17 protein-coding genes and 1 pseudogene are annotated in these 16589 nt (G+C 71.5%); 9 read left to right on the top strand and 9 right to left on the bottom strand.

Annotated elements, in window-relative coordinates:
* Positions 1 to 57: 57 nt before the first annotated feature.
* The 5 genes from ACFVT1_RS02415 (at position 58) to ACFVT1_RS02395 (ending at position 5495) form a co-directional block, all read left to right on the top strand.
* The gene (locus ACFVT1_RS02415) at positions 58 to 2109 is read left to right on the top strand and encodes a serine/threonine-protein kinase (RefSeq protein ID WP_389791759.1); all 2052 of its coding nucleotides are present in this window, start codon (positions 58 to 60) and stop codon (positions 2107 to 2109) included.
* A gap of 390 nt (positions 2110 to 2499) precedes the next feature.
* Positions 2500 to 3081, top strand: a complete 582-nt coding sequence (locus tag ACFVT1_RS02410; RefSeq protein ID WP_389791757.1) for an isochorismatase family protein — start codon at positions 2500 to 2502, stop codon at positions 3079 to 3081.
* 191 nt (positions 3082 to 3272) lie between these two features.
* The gene (locus tag ACFVT1_RS02405) at positions 3273 to 3932 is read left to right on the top strand and encodes a hypothetical protein (protein WP_389791755.1); all 660 of its coding nucleotides are present in this window, start codon (positions 3273 to 3275) and stop codon (positions 3930 to 3932) included.
* Positions 3933 to 4169: 237 nt separating this feature from the next.
* Positions 4170 to 4808, top strand: a complete 639-nt coding sequence (locus ACFVT1_RS02400) for a TetR/AcrR family transcriptional regulator (RefSeq protein ID WP_389791753.1) — start codon at positions 4170 to 4172, stop codon at positions 4806 to 4808.
* 60 nt (positions 4809 to 4868) lie between these two features.
* On the top strand, positions 4869 to 5495 hold the full coding sequence (locus ACFVT1_RS02395; RefSeq protein ID WP_389791751.1) for a helix-turn-helix domain-containing protein: 627 nt from the start codon (positions 4869 to 4871) through the stop codon (positions 5493 to 5495).
* A 39-nt stretch (positions 5496 to 5534) separates the two neighbouring features.
* Here the strand turns inward: ACFVT1_RS02395 and ACFVT1_RS02390 are convergent, their stop codons facing one another.
* A complete protein-coding gene (locus tag ACFVT1_RS02390) occupies positions 5535 to 6182 on the bottom strand; it encodes a histidine phosphatase family protein (RefSeq protein WP_389791749.1) in 648 nt (215 codons plus the stop codon).
* Positions 6183 to 6211: 29 nt separating this feature from the next.
* The gene (locus tag ACFVT1_RS02385; protein ID WP_389791747.1) at positions 6212 to 6898 is read right to left on the bottom strand and encodes a GDSL-type esterase/lipase family protein; all 687 of its coding nucleotides are present in this window, start codon (positions 6896 to 6898) and stop codon (positions 6212 to 6214) included.
* A 58-nt stretch (positions 6899 to 6956) separates the two neighbouring features.
* Between ACFVT1_RS02385 and ACFVT1_RS02380 the strand changes: the two genes are divergently transcribed.
* From ACFVT1_RS02380 to ACFVT1_RS02365, 4 genes and pseudogenes are all read left to right on the top strand, one after another.
* Positions 6957 to 7961, top strand: coding sequence for a WD40 repeat domain-containing protein (locus ACFVT1_RS02380; RefSeq protein WP_389791746.1), 1005 nt, complete (start codon positions 6957 to 6959; stop codon positions 7959 to 7961).
* A 252-nt stretch (positions 7962 to 8213) separates the two neighbouring features.
* A pseudogene (locus tag ACFVT1_RS02375) lies at positions 8214 to 8369 on the top strand (ABC transporter permease); the annotation flags it as partial.
* A 36-nt stretch (positions 8370 to 8405) separates the two neighbouring features.
* The gene (locus ACFVT1_RS02370; protein WP_389791744.1) at positions 8406 to 8930 is read left to right on the top strand and encodes a GNAT family N-acetyltransferase; all 525 of its coding nucleotides are present in this window, start codon (positions 8406 to 8408) and stop codon (positions 8928 to 8930) included.
* A gap of 84 nt (positions 8931 to 9014) precedes the next feature.
* Positions 9015 to 9419, top strand: coding sequence for a DUF4259 domain-containing protein (locus tag ACFVT1_RS02365; RefSeq protein ID WP_389791742.1), 405 nt, complete (start codon positions 9015 to 9017; stop codon positions 9417 to 9419).
* Positions 9420 to 9641: 222 nt separating this feature from the next.
* Here the strand turns inward: ACFVT1_RS02365 and serC are convergent, their stop codons facing one another.
* The 7 genes from serC to ACFVT1_RS02330 form a co-directional block, all read right to left on the bottom strand.
* The gene (gene serC, locus ACFVT1_RS02360) at positions 9642 to 10760 is read right to left on the bottom strand and encodes a phosphoserine transaminase (protein WP_389791740.1); all 1119 of its coding nucleotides are present in this window, start codon (positions 10758 to 10760) and stop codon (positions 9642 to 9644) included.
* A 209-nt stretch (positions 10761 to 10969) separates the two neighbouring features.
* Positions 10970 to 12178: a cytochrome P450 gene (locus tag ACFVT1_RS02355; RefSeq protein WP_389791738.1), complete on the bottom strand. Its 1209-nt coding sequence runs from the start codon at positions 12176 to 12178 to the stop codon at positions 10970 to 10972.
* Entirely contained in the window at positions 12175 to 13467 is a 1293-nt protein-coding gene (locus ACFVT1_RS02350; RefSeq protein ID WP_389791736.1) for a cytochrome P450, read from the bottom strand. The genes ACFVT1_RS02355 and ACFVT1_RS02350 overlap by 4 nt, the downstream gene beginning before the upstream one ends.
* A complete protein-coding gene (locus ACFVT1_RS02345; protein ID WP_389791734.1) occupies positions 13464 to 14114 on the bottom strand; it encodes an ATP/GTP-binding protein in 651 nt (216 codons plus the stop codon). Before ACFVT1_RS02345 ends, ACFVT1_RS02350 begins: the two co-directional genes overlap by 4 nt.
* Entirely contained in the window at positions 14095 to 14457 is a 363-nt protein-coding gene (locus tag ACFVT1_RS02340; RefSeq protein ID WP_362195378.1) for a DUF742 domain-containing protein, read from the bottom strand. Before ACFVT1_RS02340 ends, ACFVT1_RS02345 begins: the two co-directional genes overlap by 20 nt.
* Entirely contained in the window at positions 14454 to 14912 is a 459-nt protein-coding gene (locus ACFVT1_RS02335) for a roadblock/LC7 domain-containing protein (RefSeq protein ID WP_362195381.1), read from the bottom strand. Before ACFVT1_RS02335 ends, ACFVT1_RS02340 begins: the two co-directional genes overlap by 4 nt.
* Positions 14909 to 16450 carry a sensor histidine kinase gene (locus tag ACFVT1_RS02330; protein ID WP_389791732.1) on the bottom strand — a complete coding sequence of 514 codons (1542 nt, stop codon included), beginning with the start codon at positions 16448 to 16450 and terminating at the stop codon, positions 14909 to 14911. The genes ACFVT1_RS02335 and ACFVT1_RS02330 overlap by 4 nt, the downstream gene beginning before the upstream one ends.
* Positions 16451 to 16589 lie beyond the last annotated feature (139 nt).

Below are 16589 nucleotides of genomic sequence, written 5' to 3'. Positions count from 1 at the left end.
CTACGGGACAGCCCTTAGTCTGGGCGCGGTTGATCCATGAAGCGGACAGGGGATCGCATGCACAGCGACGGCACGGCGGACCGCGGTACGGGCGGCGGCGGCGGCGGGCGGGACGGCGCGGAGCGGCCTCAGCCGATGCCGGAGACGGTGACCGCGCCGTACGAGATGATCGACCACCGCTACCAGCTCCTGCACCGGCTCGGACACGGCGGGATGGGCGAGGTCTGGGAAGCCCTGGACACACGCCTCAACCGGAAGGTCGCCGTGAAGGGCCTGCTCGACCGGGGCGCCGTGGGGGCCGGCACGCAGGTGCAGCTGATGAAACGGGCGCGGCGCGAGGCGGAGGCCATCGCGAGGATCAAGCACCAGAACGTGGTGGCGGTGCACGACAGGGTCGAGACCGACAGCCAGGTCTGGATCGTGATGGAGCTGCTCAACGCCCATTCGCTGGCCGATCTGCTGCGTGCGGAGCAGCAGCTCACGGTGCGGCGGACGGCCAGGATCGGTCTTCAGGTACTGCGCGGGCTGCGGGCGGTGCATGAAGCGGGGGTCGTCCACCGGGACGTGAAGCCGCACAACGTCCTCTTCCGGCCGGACGAGTTCGCGATCCTGACGGACTTCGGGATCGCGACCTTCGACGGCGCCGTGCCGGTCACCCGGTCCGGGGAGCTGGTCGGGACGATGAAGTATCTGGCGCCCGAGCTGTTCGACCGCCTGTCGGCCCAGCCGCGTGTCGCGACGCCCGCATCCGACCTGTGGGCGCTGGGCATCACGCTGTACGAGATGGTCGAGGGCAGGACCCCGTTCGACGGGCTGTCCCCGGTGGAGTTCCTGATCTCCGTGTGCGAGTCGCCCCTGCCGCGCATGAGGTACGCCGGGCCGCTGGTCCCGGTGGTGGAAGAGCTGCTGCGCAAGGATCCCCGGCAGCGCCTGGGTGCTGCGGAGGCGGAGGAGATGCTCCGGGCGGTCCTCCAGGAGTCCGAGGCTCCGGAGGCGCAGTCGTCGCGGAGCTCCGGCCCGGTCCGCCCGCCGGACCCCGTAGTCGTACCGCCTCCGCAATCCGTACCACCGGCGCCGGTGCCTGCGCCGGTGCCCGTGCTGCCGTCGGAGCCGCCCTCTGTGCCGCCCTCTGCGCCGCCGTCGGCCGTCGTCCCGGCACCGAAGGCGCGAGGCGGAGGCGGGCGGAGGATCTCGGCCGCAGTGCTGTGTGCCGCCCTGCTGGCGGGTGTCGGCTGGTACGCGGTGGACCGGTTCCAGTCGGGCGGCGAAACGGGCACGCACGCGAATGCCGGACCGGGAGGCGGCGCCGAGGTACAGAAGAAGTACAGAGCGACGCACGAGACCCTGAAGGTCGGCGTCAAGGACGATCAGCCCGGACTCAGCGAGAAGCCTGCGCACAAGCCGTACCGGGGCTATGAGATCGATATGGCCTACGCCATCGGGAAAGACCTGGGCTACAGCCGCGACGATGTCGAGTTCAAGCCCGTGAACACCGAGAACCGGAGCAGCCTCCTGCACAGCGGTGCGGTGGACCTGGTCATTGCCACGTACAGCATCACGGAGAAGAGGAAACACGCGCAGCTGCCCGAGTACAGCGTCGCCTTCGCGGGCCCGTACTACGTGGCCAACCGGAGCTTTCTGGTGAGCACGAAGACGAAGCTGCACAGGGTCGAGGACTCCAGTGACCTGATGCGGGACAACCTGGAGGTGTGCACCGCCAGGGGGTCGACGTACGTGGACTGGCTCCCCGAGGCGAAATTCACCATGACGAAAACGCCGCCGAACAGCTACGAGGAATGCGTGAAGCGCGTGCTGAGTCCGGCATGGGATGTATATGCGGTGAGCACGGACGACGTCATCGTCGCCGGATTCGTCAAGAACGACTCGAAGCGACTGAAGCGGCTCCCGAGCGGTCCGGGAGCGGAGGGCTACGGGGTGGCCATGAAGCCCGAGGAAAAGGAACTGAAGACCGAAGTGTGTTCCGCGCTGGGCAGGATCATGGCGGACGGGCAGTGGGAGGAGCTCTACAAGAAACACCTCTACGCCCTGATGGACAAGGCGGCCGCACCGAACGAGCCGGACATGACCGAATGCCCGGGAGCAGGGTGATCGTGAGACATGTGCGGGACGCGCTCTCGCGACATGCGGTACGTCCCTGCTGCGCAGCGAGCAGCGGTGGCTGCCGGTGCCGGCTCCGCGCCTTCCGCTCCCGGTCCCGGCCCCGGTGCGGATCGGCGAACCAGACGCGCGGGCCGCAGGACGTTCGACCGTGTTCTGGCCTCCGGCTGAACGTTCTGCCGTGCGGGGGCCGGAGGAAGGCGTCCCGGCGACGCCGGACGGGCGCGGCGTCCTTGTGGCGCGCGGCATCGCATCCTCGCGGCGACCGGTATCGCTGCCGAACAGCCCCCGCGACGGGGGCCGGTGACCGCCGGGACCGGGGCGGCCGAGGTGGTTCAAAACCCTGTGGAAGTGCCCGGCGCGCACAGACATGATGACGGAATGACCAGTCGCGCGTTGCCCGTGGAAGCCCTGCTCGTCGTGGATGTCCAGGCCGCCGCCGTCTCCGGCGACAGGGCGGTGCCCGAGGCGGACCGGCTCGTGGACCGGACGGCGGATCTGATCGCGCGGGCACGGAGGGGCGGGGCGCTCGTCGTGCACATCCAGAACGACGGGGAGCCCGGGGCGGGCGACGAGTCCCACACACCCGGCTGGGAACTCCACCACCCGGTCGAGACCGGTCCCGCGGAGGCCGTGATCCGCAAGACCGTGGACGACGGGTTCCACGGGACGCCGCTGGGCGGCCTGTTGACCGACTCCGGGGTGCGGGCGCTCGCCATCTGCGGCGTGATGTCCGAGATGTGCGTCCAGGCGACCGCCCGTACGGCGCTGGCGCGGGGATACCGGGTCGTCATGCCGCACGACGCCCACGCGACGCACGACATCCCGGCCGCACCCGGCATCAGTGGCATGGTCCCGGCCGCCGCGGTCTCACGGGTTGCCGAATGGGCACTCGGCAGCGAGCTGGAGGTCGCCGCCCACGCCGCGGACGTCGCGTTCACGGCACCGCCCCGGCTGCGCTGACGTACCAAGTCACGTACGGGCGGCGGGAGTTCCCCGCTCGCTCCCGCGCCGGTCCTTCGTGGACCGGTCGGCCCGTCCCGGGAACCGCGGCGCTCGTTCCCGTCGTCCTCACGCGCGCGTCACCATGTGCGCGCCGGCATGCGCGCGCCACCATGCGGGCCACGTCCCCGTCACCAACCCGAGGAGCAGCATTGAGCGTCAACGGCAGCACGCGATTCCGGGGCGGCAGCCGAAGCAGCAGCACCGTTTCCTCGACGCGGCGCGGTTCTCGTACGGCTCTCCGGGACTGCTCGAAGGCGGTGCTCGCGCTCGCCCTCGTCCTGGGCGCCGCCACCGCCTGCAGCCAGTCGTCCGACGGGGGGAGCCACGAGGCCAAGGACTGGAAGGTCGGTGACTGCGCCGGACCCGACCACAGCGAGTCGAAGGACGGCTACCAGGCCATGGGCTGCGACGACTCGAAGGCGACGATCAAGGCCCTGGTGATCAAGGACGGTGCCCTGTTCTCCGACTCCATCCAGTGCCCGGCCGGGACGGACGCGATCATCTCGGTGAAGGTCGCCATCGGCAACAGCGACGCGAGCGCGGGCATCCCCAGCAAGACCATCTGCGGCCGCAACCTCACCGGCGACCACCCCGGTAACGCGGGCGCGGGCGGCGGCCAGCTGGTGAAGGGCGACTGCGTGGACGACCAGGCCAAGGAAGTCGCCTGCGGCAGCGGGGGCAGCGGGGTGAGCAAGGTGCTCGACCTGACGAAGACGGCCGAGGAATGCCCGCCCGGGACCGACCGCCCGCTGGACCTGTTCCCGAGTCCGGGCAGGCCGTACAACACGATCTGCACCACCAAGGCCTGACAGGAGCGGCCCCATGGCCGGTGACGCCCCGGCGTCACCGGTCGTCCGGTGCTTCCGCTTGTGCGCGCGCACCGGCCGGGGGCCGAGAAAGTCACACCGTAGCAGCAACGGTTCGATGCGCATTCGGACTTGACGAAGGTGCCTCCCTACGCGTGGTCGAGTGCGTGGCGGACACCCCACCGGCGGGGCTGAGCGTGGAGAGTGGGGGACGGCGGTACGGACGACTAAGGAGGACCGATGGTGGGTGTCGTGGCGAACCAGCGGAACGGGGCGGCCGGGCAGGCCGTGGAGGGGCCGGACGCGCGAGACCGACTCCTGCGCGCCGGATGCCAGTTGTTCGCCGTGTACGGGTACGCGCGCACGAGCATCGAGGACCTGTGCGAGCACGCGAAGGTGCCCGTCCACGTCTTCCAACAGGAGTTCGTCTCGCGGGAGGTGCTCCTGATGGCGATCTACGACGAGGTGGCGACCCATGGGCTGCGCGCCGCCGAGAACGCCCTGATGGCCGAGGGGATGGAGGACTGCCCCACATCGGAACGGGTCCGGCTGCTGTTCGACGCGTACGTGAAGGCCGTCACCGAGGACCGGTGCGCGGCCAGGGTGGCGTTCGTCGAGGCGCTGGGGGTGAGCCACGAGGTGGACAGCCACCTCGCGACCTGGCGGGCGATGTGGATCGAGTTCCTGACCTCCGAGGCCGAGCGCGCCGTGCGGCGGGGCGAGGCGGTGGCGAGCGACCACGCCGTGACCGTCGCGGTGCTGAACCACTCGGTGGACGAACTGATGGCCCACCACGGCCGACGGCCCCGGCAGGTCGACGCCGAGTGGCTGACCGACGAGCTCACCCGGCTCTCGCTGGCCATGATCCTGCCGTCCTGACACGCCCCGTCGCCGGGACGGCAACGGGGACGGGGACGGGGGACGGCGAATAATGGCGAGATGGACGAAGACGCAGAGCACGGAGAGCCCGGGGCACGTACGGACGACGAGATCTCGACCGTCCTGACGGGCGTCGGGCCGCGGTTGCGCGCCCTGCGTCAGGAACGCGGCACGACTCTGGCGCAGCTCAGCGAGACGACCGGGATCTCCCTCAGCACCCTCTCGCGCCTGGAATCGGGCGGCCGCAAGCCCACGCTCGAACTGCTGCTGCCCCTGGCCAAGGCGTACGGGGTGCAGTTGGACGAACTCGTCGGCGCCCCGGCCACCGGCGACCCGCGCATCCACTTCCGTCCCTTCACCCGGGACGGCATGACCTTCGTGCCGCTGACCCGGCACCTCGGCGGGCTGCACGCGTACAAGCAGATCCTGCCCGGCGGGCGCGGGGCGACGGGTCCGCTGGAGCAGCGGGTGCACGAGGGGTACGAGTGGGTGTACGTACTGGCGGGGCGGCTGCGGCTGGTGCTGGGCGAGCACGATCTGGTGCTCGCGGCCGGTGAGGTGGCCGAGTTCGACACGCGTACGCCGCACGCGTGGGCCAGCGCCGGACCCGATCCGGTCGAATTCCTCAGCCTGTTCGGGCAGCAGGGGGAGCGGATGCATGTGAGGGCCCGGCCCTCGGCGCGGTGAGGTGCAGGAGGCCGGGGGGCCGGGGTGGCGGGCGGGCTCTCAGCAGCGCAGGTCCGGCGGGAAACCCGTCCAGCACAGCTCGTCGGGGAGGTGCCGCATGTCGTTGCAGACCAGGACCGATGCCGGGCGGTCGGGGCAGTAGCGGATGACCGTCAGTGACGCGTTGCCGTGGTGCAGCCCGAGCCAGCGCCATTCCGGTGCGGCCATGGCGTGCCGTACCAGCCATGCCACCAGGAAGTTGTGGGTGACGACCAGTTCGTGGACGTCCTCGTCGCCCGCCACCGGGCCGGTGTACGCCTCCAGGGCCTGGCGCGCCAACTCCGGTCCCTGCACGCGCTCTTCGGCCGTGCACGGTTCGAGGAAGCGGAGGAAGGTGTCGGCGCCGTCCGGCGGCAGTTCGGTCCGGTCCGGGAAGTGGGGGACGTAGTCCCCGGCGGTCTCCGCGACCCGCAGGGGGACGTCGCCGAGCTGATCGCCGATCAGCCGCGCGGTCTCGGCGGCCCGGGGCAGCGGGCCGTGGTGTATCGCCGAGAGGGGGCGCTCCCGGAGCCGCCGGCCCAGCAGCTGCGCCTGGCGGCGGCCGTTCTCCGTCAGCACGGCGTCGTCCGCGTCCGCGTCCGCTTCCGCCGGGGCCTGCGCCTCGCCGTGCCGGGCGAGATAGAGGTAGCGGGTGGCTGTTCCTGTCATGTCGGGTCTCCTCGACCTCTCTTGGCCGGCTACGGACGGGGCGCGTAGGGGCCGCCCAGGCCCCACGCCTGGTGCATCGCGTCGGCGAACGCGGCCGCCAGCTTGTGTTCGCCGGTGGGGCCGGGGTGCGTCCCGTCGTACGTGTCGCGGTGGATGTCGTATCCCGGCGGGCGGGAGGCCAGCAGGACCGGGGACGTCGGGTCGTCGAGGTCGGCGACGGCCTTCGCCAGCAGTTCGTTGAAGCGGCCGCACTCGGCGGCGAACGGGGTGTCCGACTCGGCCCGTATGTTCGGTATCACGGGCAGGAGCACCATCTTGACGTGCGGGTTCGCGGTGCGGGCCGCCGTGATGAACGCCCTCGCGTTCTGGGCGGTCCGGGCACTGTCCGTGTAGAACCCGAGGTCTATCAGGCCGAGCGAGACGAGCAGGACGTCCGTGCGGTGCTCGGCGACCGCACCGGCGATCACCGGGGCCATGTGCAGCCAGCCCTCACCCCACCCGGCCAGATGGGCGCGGGCGTCGACGGGGAAGTCCGGTGCGCCGTACATGTACGACAGGGGGGTGTCCACCCCGGTGTCGTACAGCTCGCTGCGCGGGCCGACGATCGCGAACGGGGTGCCGAGGGTGGAAGCGAGGTGCTGCCACATCCGGTAGCGCCAGGTGAAGTCGCCGGCGCAGCCGATCGTCATGGAATCGCCGACAAACATGAAACGCATGGCGTCATCATCGCGGATCACTCCTCCGGCCTGCGACGTGACGATGGACACTTGTGGCATGCGTTCGTACCTGACTGTGTCCGGAGCCGCCGCGCTGCTCCTCCTCGCCGGGGCGGCTCCCGCCGTGGCGGCCGGAGACGGAGCCGATCGGAGCTTCACGATCGAGGACCCCCGGATCACCGAATCCAGCGGCCTCGCCGCCAGCCGCGCCCACCCCGGCATCTACTGGACGCACAACGACAGCGACGATGGGCCGTACGTCTACGCCGTCGACTCCCGCACCGGGAAGACCGTCGCGACGATCACCATGCGGGGGGTGGGCCGGCCGCGCGACGTGGAGGCCATCTCGCTCGGGCCGGACGGCAATCTGTACGTCGGTGACATCGGCGACAACCTGAACGGCAGCTGGGACCACGTCTGGATCTACTGCTTCCCGGAGCCGAAGCAGCTGCGGGACGCGACGGTCGACGCCACCCAGTTCGACGTGAAGTACGCGGACGGCCCGCGCAACGCCGAGGCGCTGATGGTCCACCCCACGACCGGACGCGTCTACATCGCGTCGAAGAACGAGGGCGGCGGCGGGCTGTACGAGGGCCCCGCCGAGCTCACCACCGGCACCACCAACGTCTTCCGGAGGGTGGGGGAGGTGCCGTGGGTGACGGACGGGGCGTTCTCGCCGGACGGCAAGGAGCTGGTGCTGCGCTCGTACTTCAGCGCCCGCGGCTACGTCTTCGAGCACGGCAGGCTCGGCGCCGACCACGCGATCGGGGCGCCGTTCCAGCGGCAGGCCGAGTCGGTGACGTACACGGCGGACGGCTCGGCGCTGATGTTCGGCACGGAGGGGAAGCGGAGCGATGTGGTGCGGGTGGACATCGCCGGCGGCCGCGGCGGTGGCAGCGGCGGTGGCAACGGCACGTCGCCGTCCACGGACCGCGGCGGTGCGTCGTCGTCCGCCGGTGGCGGGAGCGGCGATCGGACGAAGGGCAGCACCCTGGTCGGTGTACTGGTGCTCGCCGCCGTGGGCGCACTCGTCTTCATGAACCGGCGCCGAAACCGCGGCTGACCGCCGCCCGGCCTTCCGGCGGTGCGGGGCTCGCATCCCCGCACCGCGTCACCCCTGGGCTCCCCGCCCGCGTCCCTCCTCGGCGCATCGCTCGACGAGTACGTCGAAGCCGTCGACCAGACGGTGCAGGCCGAACGTGAAGTGGTCGTTCCCGTAGCTAAAGGCGTCCTCTCAGAGCGCCGCCATCAGCGGATCGCCGCCGCTTCCAGGACAAACGCATCGGGGCCGAGGACATCGGGCTGCGCAGGCCGAGCCTCGACGACCCGCGAACTCTTCGGTAAACCGGTGGCGAGCGGCGGCACCTGGGTCGAAGGACATGCCCTGCTGATGGCGGTGGTGCGGCCACCGGCACTGACCGCGCTGTTCCCGCCGCCGGCGGTGCGGCGGTTCCAGCGGCTGAACCGCTGAGTCGACGGCCGACCGGTGCACATAGGGTCGGGCACCATGACGAACCATGGGCCCGAGGCCTTTTCCACCGAGCGGCTCGACGCACTGCCGCTGCGCACCGCGCACGCCGAAGAGATGGCGACGGTCCTCGCCGACCCGGCCCTGCACACCTACACGGGCGGAGCCCCGGAAGACCTCCACGCTCTCCAAGCCCGCTACACCCGCTGGGAGTCCGGCTCCCCCGACCCTGCGGAACGCTGGTGGAACTGGGTGCTGCGGGTACGGGACGAGGGCCGCCTGGCCGGCTGGGTACAGGCCACGGTGAACGAGCCGGACGCGGAGGCGGAGATCGCCTGGGTGGTGGGGACGCGGTGGCAGGGGCGGGGCTACGCGAAGGAGGTCGCGACGGGGCTGGTGGCGCACCTGCTGGGGGCGGGGACGGGGTCCGTGCGCACCGTCGTCGCCCACATCCATCCGGACCACGCCGCGTCCGCCGCCGTGGCCGCCGCGGCGGGGCTGGTGCCGACGGAGCAGTGGTGCGACGGCGAACGGCGCTGGGAGCGGAGCAGGGGAGAGGGCTGACCCGCCGCCGTTGTCAGTGGTGGCTGTGAGGATGGTGCCCCTCGGTGGCGATCACCGGGGGAACAGCGCTCACGGAGGGGCCTCATGGGTACCTGGGACATCGGTCATTTCGACAACGACACCGCCGCGGACTTCTCGGGGCGGATCGACGACACGCCGGAGGCCGGGCGGGAAGCGGTGATCCGCAACGCGCTGACCCTCGCGATCGGGGCAACCTACCTGGAGAGCGACGAAGGGGGTATCGCGGTCGCGGCGGCCGCGCTGGTCGCCTCCCAGTGTCCGGGCGGCGAGCCGGTGACCACCGCGTACGGCCCCGACAAGCCGCTGCCCGTCCTCGCGACGGACCTGCGCCCCCTCGCGGTGAAGGCCCTCGACGCGGTGCTGGGCGAGAACTCGGAGCTGCGCGAGCTGTGGGACGACGCGGGGGACAAGGAATGGGCCCCGGGCATAACCCGGCTACGGGAGGTCCTGGTGACGGCGGCCGGGTGATCAGGCGCGGGGGCGGCCGGATGCTGCTCCATGAGGCTGTTGGCTGTTTGGAGCAATGATTTCAATACGGGCCTCCCGACTCGGCGTTGTCGAGGTCATCGGCGTCGGACGACCCGGCCGCCCGTGCCCGGAAGACACCGCGTTCACCCGGGCAGGTGAACGGCGGAGGGCCCCGCGCAGCTGATGTGCGCGGGGCCCTCCGTATGCGTCACCGCGTAGGCGCTACAGCTTCTCGATCACGTAGTCGATGCAGGCCGTCAGCGCCTGGATGTCCGCCGGGTCGATCGCCGGGAACATCGCCACACGCAGCTGGTTGCGGCCCAGCTTGCGGTACGGCTCGGTGTCGACGATGCCGTTGGCGCGCAGCGCCTTGGCGACGGCCGCGGCGTCGATCTCGTCCGCGAAGTCGATCGTGCCGATGACCTGCGAGCGCTTCGCCGGGTCGGTGACGAACGGGGTCGCGTACTTGGACTCCTCCGCCCAGCCGTACAGGTTCCGCGCCGAGGTGGCCGTGCGGCGGACCGAGAAGTCCAGGCCGCCCTGGGTGTTCAGCCAGGTCAGCTGCTCGTTCAGGAGGAACAGCGTGGCCAGGGCCGGGGTGTTGTACGTCTGGTTCTTGAGGGAGTTGTCGATCGCCGTGGGCAGGCTGAAGAACTCCGGGATGTGGCGGCCCGACGTGTGGACGCGCGCGGCGCGCTCCAGGGCCGCCGGGGAGAAGACGCCGATCCAGAGGCCGCCGTCGGAGGCGAAGGACTTCTGCGGAGCGAAGTAGTAGACGTCCGACTCGGTGATGTCGACCGGCAGGCCGCCGGCACCCGAGGTGGCGTCCACCAGGACCAGGGAGCCCTCGTCGGCGCCCGCGACACGCTTGACCGGCGCCGCGACACCGGTCGAGGTCTCGTTGTGCGTGAACGCGTAGACGTCCACGCCCGCCTCGGCGCGCGGGTCCGGGTGGGTGCCCGGGTCGGAGGCGATCACGGTCGGGTCGGCCAGCCACGGGGCGAGCTTGGCGGCCTTCGCGAACTTCGACGAGAACTCGCCGAAGGTGAGGTGCTGGGACTTCGTCTCGATGAGTCCGTGCGTCGCGATGTCCCAGAAGGCGGTGGACCCGCCGTTGCCCAGGATCACCTCGTATCCCTCGGGGAGGGAGAAGAGTTCGCGTACGCCCTGACGCACCGCGCCGACCAGGTTCTTGACCGGGGCCTGGCGGTGGGACGTACCGAGAAGAGACGTACCGGTGGCGGCCAGCGCGTCGAGCGCCTCCGTCCGCACCTTGGAAGGACCGGCGCCGAAGCGTCCGTCGGCGGGCTTGATGTCAGCGGGAATCTGGATATCGGCCACGGACCGGAGCGTAGTACCTCACGGGCACGGTCGAGGACCGTGTCCGTCCGATGAGACACCCGCCCCGGTGCGTTGAGACACCTGCTCCGGTGCGTTGCGACACTTGCTCCGGGTCCGTGGAGACGCCCGATCCGGTCCGTCGGGACGCCCGATCCGGCCCGATGGGACAGCCGCCCCGGTCCGTTGACGGCGCACCGGGGACCGCCGGCTCAGCCCAGTTCCACCGGCAGGTCGTACAGGTCGTTCTGGGTGACGATCGGCTTGTTCCGCAGCTCGGACGCGGGGACGGCGAGCTCCAGATCCGGGAACCGCTCGTACAGCGCGGGCAGGGCCACCCCCGCCTCCAGCCGGGAGAGCGCCGCACCCGGGCAGACGTGCGGGCCGTGGCCGAACGCGATGTGGCGGTTGGGGGAGCGGGTGACGTCGAAGTCCCCGGCCGTCGGCCCGTGCTGCGCCTCGTCGCGGCCGAGCGCGCCGAAGGAGACGATCAGCGCCTCGCCCTTCGGCAGGACCTGGTCGCCCACCTCGACGTCCTCCGTGGCGAACCGGATCAGGACATGGGACGTGGGGGTGTTCCAGCGCAGGGTCTCCTCGATCGCGTTCTCCCACGGCACCTGTCCGCTCAGCACCTGCTCGCGCTGCTCGGGGTGGGTCTGGAGGGCGACGACGGCGTTGACGATCAGGCTGATCGTGGTCTCGTGACCGGCCGCGATGATCAGCTGGAGGGTGTTGACGATCTCCTCGTCGGTGAGCTGGTCGCCGTCCTCGGAGGCCGCGATCAGGGCGCTGGTCAGGTCGTCGCCCGGGTTCTCCCGCTTGGCGTCGACGATCTTCGCGAAGAGCGCGCCGAGGTCCGCCATCATCTGCGGGACCTCCTCCGGCGGCGTCTGCGTCGAGAAGAACTTCTCGAAGAGCTCCTTCAGCCGGGGGTGGTCCGCGCGGTCCACGCCCATCAGTTCGCTGATCACGTTCATCGGCAGCGGGTACGCGAACTCCGCCTTCAGGTCGACCTTCTCGCCCTTGGGCAGCGCGGCCAGCCGGTCCAGGCTCGCCGTGGTCAGCGCCTCGATGCCGGCCCGCAGCCGCTCGACCCGCTTCACGGTCAGCGCCTGCGCCACCAGGGTGCGCAGCCGGCGGTGGTCCGTGCCGTCGACCGTGAGCATGGAGCGGCCGGGGTTGGCGAGGCCGATCAGCGGCCAGTCCATCGGTATCTCGCCGCGCTGCCAGGCGCCCCAGACGTCGATGTCCTTCACGATCCGGCTGTCGGTGAGCAGTTGCCGGGCCTCCGCGTGGCGGGTGACCGCGTAGCAGTGCACCCCGCCCGGCAGTTCCACCTCGGCGAGCGGGCCCGCCGCCCGCAGCCGGGCGCTCTCGCCGTCGAGGTCGGTGACGAAGGGGTCGAGGGCGATCCGGGTCATCTCTGGCCTCCGGTGGCGGGTCTGACGGCGGGTGCGGTGACGGTTCCGACGGCGGGGGTGGGCGTGAAGACCACCGGCAGGTCCGTCAGGCCCCGCAGCCACGGGGACGGGCGCCGGGTGAGCCGCTCGGCGGGGACGGCGAGGTCGATGTCCGGGAGCCGGTCCAGCAGGACCTCGATGCCGGTACGGGCGATGACCTCGGCGGTTTCCTGGGCCGGGAACGGGCAGCGGTGCTCGCCGTGGCCGAAGGAGAGGAACGCGTTGTTGCCGCCGGTCAGCGCGGAGCCGTCGGTGCGGACCTGCGGGTCCGCGTTGGCGGCGGCGATGCCCAGCAGCAGCAGGTCGCCCGCCTGGATGTGGCGCCCGCCGAGATGGATGTCGCGCGAGGCCCAGCGGCCCGCGACGTTCTGTGTCGGGGTGTCCTCCCAGAGCACCTCGTTCATGGCCTCGGCGACGCTGTGCCGGCCACCCGAGAGGGAGGCGGCGAACCGGTCGTCGGTGAGCATCAGCCGCAGCGAGTTGCCGATCCAGTCGGCGGTCGGCTGGTGGCCCGCGGCCATCATGACCATCAGGTCCTGGGCGACCTCCTCGTCGGTGAAGTGGCCGCGGTCGGCGATCATCCGCGAGGCGACGTCGTCGCCGGGCTCGGCGTGCTTGTCGGCCAGCAGCTGGAACATGGACGAGGCGAGGTGCTGCTGGCCGGCCAGCGCCCGCTCCCGGCCGTCGATCATGTCGTTGAGCGAGCCGACGAGCGCGTGGCCGACGGTGTCGCTGAAGCCGTAGATCTTCGCCAGGACGAGGGCGGGGAGCAGCATCGTGTACTCGGCGACGATCTCGGTTCCGCCCGTGGAGCAGAACCGGTCGATGAGTCCGTCGGCGAACTCCTCCGCGTACCGCTTCAGGGCGAACGGGTCGACGGACTCCAGCGCGTTGCTGATCATCGCGGCGCGCTCGGTGTGCCGGGGGCCGACCGTGTAGAGGATCGACGGCTGCTTGCGGCCGATCATCGGCAGCAGCGGCCAGTCGTCGGGGATGCGGTCCCACTGGTTCCACAGGTCGGAGTCGCGGCTGAACAGCACCGGGTCACCGGTGACCTGGTGCAGTTCGCGGTAGCCGAGCACGAGCCAGGCGGGTATGTCGCCGTCGAGGACGACGGGCGCCACGGCGCCGTGGTCGCGGCGCATCTCCCGGTACAGCCGGGTCGGTTCGGTCTGGAACCGGGGGCCGGAGAGCGGCACGCGGCCCTGGGACACGGGGCAGCCGGCGGACGGCGCCGGGGGCTGGGTCACGAGGTGGGCTCCGGGGTCTTCTCCGGCGTGGTCTCCGGACGGGCGGCGGACGGGGCGGGGGCGCTGCCCCGTGAGAGGGCGTGCAGGTACTCGACCAGCGTGATCAGTACGTATTTGCTGGACGAACGGTCCCGGGCGTCGCACTCCACCAGGGGTACGTCGACCGAGAGGTCGAGCGCCTCCCGTATCTGCTGTTCGGTGTGGAGCGGGCCGCCGAAGTCGTTGCACGCCACGATGAACGGCGTGCCGTGGTGCTCCAGGCGGTCGATCGCGTACCAGGAGTCGGCGAGCCGGCGGGTGTCGACGAGGACGACGGCGCCGAGCGTGCCCGAGAACAGCCGGTCCCACAGGAACCAGAACCGTTCCTGGCCGGGGGCGCCGAAGAGGTACAGCACCGAGCGTTCGTCGAGCGAGATCCGGCCGAAGTCGAAGGCGACGGTCGTGGACGTCTTCGACTGCACGCCGTCGAGGTGGTCGACGGCCTCGCCCGCGCGGGTCATGGTCTCTTCCGTGTTCAGCGGCCGGATTTCGCTGACGGAACGGACCATGGTGGTCTTGCCCACCCCGAAGCCGCCGACGACGACGATCTTCAGTCCGTTGTCGGCCGTCGCCTGCAGGGCGGCACGGTCAGAGGTTGCGGAGTCCAACGAGCACCTGTTCCAGGATGTCGGGGTCGGGGAGCCGGTCCGCGACACGGGCGGTACGGGGGTGGCGAGCGCTGATCCGGCCGGTGTCCAGCAGATCGGACAGCATGATCCGGACGATGCTGACGGGCAGGCCGAGGCCCGCCGCGATCTCCACGACCGCGGTGGGCAGTTGGCACATCCGCAGGATCGTGACGTGCTCCGACTGCATGCCGGGGGTCGGCTCGCACTCGGAGACCACCAGCGTCACCAGGTCGAACGCGTCCGAATCGGACCGGCTGCGGCCACCGGTGAGGGTGTACAGCCGGTCCGGGTCGTCGTCCCGGCCGGGGCGGGGGCGGGTCATACGTTCGCTGTCGCGTCGACGGCCGCGGCGGGAGTCTCGGCGGCACCGGCGACCGGGGAGGAGCGGGGCGGAGCACTCAGGTGCTCGCCGAGCTGCTCGACGAGTTCGCTCATGTTGTGGCCGATGAGGCCGACGTCGGCCTCGTCGGAGGCGACGACCGCGAGATGGGCGCCCGCGCCCGCCTCGACGATGAACAGCACGCCGCCGTAGAACTCGGCCATCGCGGACCGTACGCCGCCGGAGCCGTCACCGAACTCGACGGACGCGCCGTGCGACAGGCTCTGGATCCCGGCCGAGATCGCGGCCAACTGGTCGGCCTGGTCGACGGAGAGCTCGGGGGTACGGCACAGCTTGAGGCCGTCCCTGGACAGGACGAGGGCGTGGCGGGTGCCGGGGGTGCGCTCCAGGAGCCCCTCCAGCAGCCAGTTGAGCTTCTCGTCGGTGGTCGCGGTCATCGGGTGTTGCCTTCTTCCGGGTGCGGGGGATTGGGCCGGACAGCCTGGCGGAAGCTGCTGAAGCGGGCTGCCTGTTCCTTGGGGTCGGCGGTACGGGGCCGGGGGGCCTCGGCGTCGCCGGAGTGGGCGCCGGCGCGGGCCTCGGCGGCGGCGAGGGTGCGGCCGCGGGGGCGCTTGGGGAGCCCGCTCTCGCCGAACCGGGGGAGGTTGCGGGTGGTCTCGGAGGGGGAGTCCGAGAGGGCCGGGGCGGCTGCCGGTGCCGAGTTCTGCGGGTGCTGGGGATCGGCCGGGGGAGCGGTGGAGGCCGGGGGAGCCGTGGAGGCGGCGGCGGCCGTGCCGTGCGCGGGCTCCGGCTCGGGCATCGGCGCGGACACGGGCTCGGCGGTCTTCGGCGCGGACGCCGGCTCGGTGGCCGTCGGCGCGGACGCCGGGGCCGGGACCGGTGCCGCGGTCCGGTTGAGGAGCTCCTGCGGAAGCATCATCAGGGCGCCCGTGCCGCCGCGTGCGGACGGCCGGAACGACACGGTCAGACCGTGCTTGCGGGCCAGCCGGCCGACGACGGCGAGGCCGAGCCGGGTGCCGGAGAGCCTTGTCAGGTCCTGGTTGGCGGCCGACACCGCGCTTTCGGCGCGGCGCAGCTGCACATCGCTCATGACCAGGCCGCTGTCCTCGACGGTGAGGACGATGCCGGCCGGTACCTCCTCGACGTACACATGGACCTCTGCCGTGGGCGGCGAGAAGTTGGCGGCGTTGTCCAGGAGTTCGGCGAGTGCGTGCATGACACCCTCGGCGGCGTGGCCGGCGACCGCGACGTCGCTGGTCGAGTGGAGGCGTACCCGCTGGTATCCGCTGATCCGGCCCATCGCGCCGCGCAGGATCGACTCCATCACGATCGGCTTCGCCCAGCGCCGTCCGGAGCGGGCGCCGGTCAGCACGGCGATGGAGTCGGCGAGCCGGCCCGCCTGGGCGGTGCGGTGGTCCAGGTGGAGCAGGTCGCCGAGCACGTCCTCGGCGGCGTGCCGGTGCTCCATCTCGCGCAGGTCGGCGAGCATGCTGGTGGCCAGGGCCTGCATCCGGCCGGCGGCGTTGGCGCAGGCGGCGACCGCGGCGGAGCGCTCGGTGTCGCTGCGGGCCGCGCGGGCGGTGAGCCGCCCGACCTCACCGGTGAACCGCGCGACGTCGGCGGCGGCCTGCGAGGAGATCCGCGCGGTCTCGGCCTCGGCGGCGGCCTTGATGCGGGCCGTCTCGGCGGTGAACCGCTGCCCCTCGGCCGCGGAGGCGGACACGAGCCGGCTGATCTCGCCGGTGAACCGCTGGGTCTCCGCCGCGAGGCGGGCGCGCAACCGGTTCGCGGTGGCGCGGGCATGGACGGCGGTGGCCACGGCGGCGGACAGCAGCACGGCGGCGGCGCCCGCCCCCCAGGCCGCCGTGGTCCGCACCGAGTCGGGGGCGGCGGCGACCGCCCACAGGCACAGGGAACCGGTGACGGCCAGTGAGATCAGCAGGGCCAGTGCGGTCGGCCGGGATGAGGGGCTCAAGTGGAGTCCTAGGGGGCGGACGGAACGAACGGGCGGATCAGGACAGTTCAGTACGGAGGGGGTGAACACGACAACTGGAGCTGATAATTCCCAGGCAAGTCGGGGTCACTATATGAGAATTGACGCGCGCTTTGGGAAG

The sequence above is a fragment of the Streptomyces sp. NPDC057963 genome, from assembly GCF_042887155.1.
Taxonomy (GTDB): Bacteria; Actinomycetota; Actinomycetes; order Streptomycetales; family Streptomycetaceae; genus Streptomyces.
The sequence above is the reverse complement of the archived record's forward strand: the minus strand, read 5'-3'. Positions and strand labels throughout refer to the sequence as shown.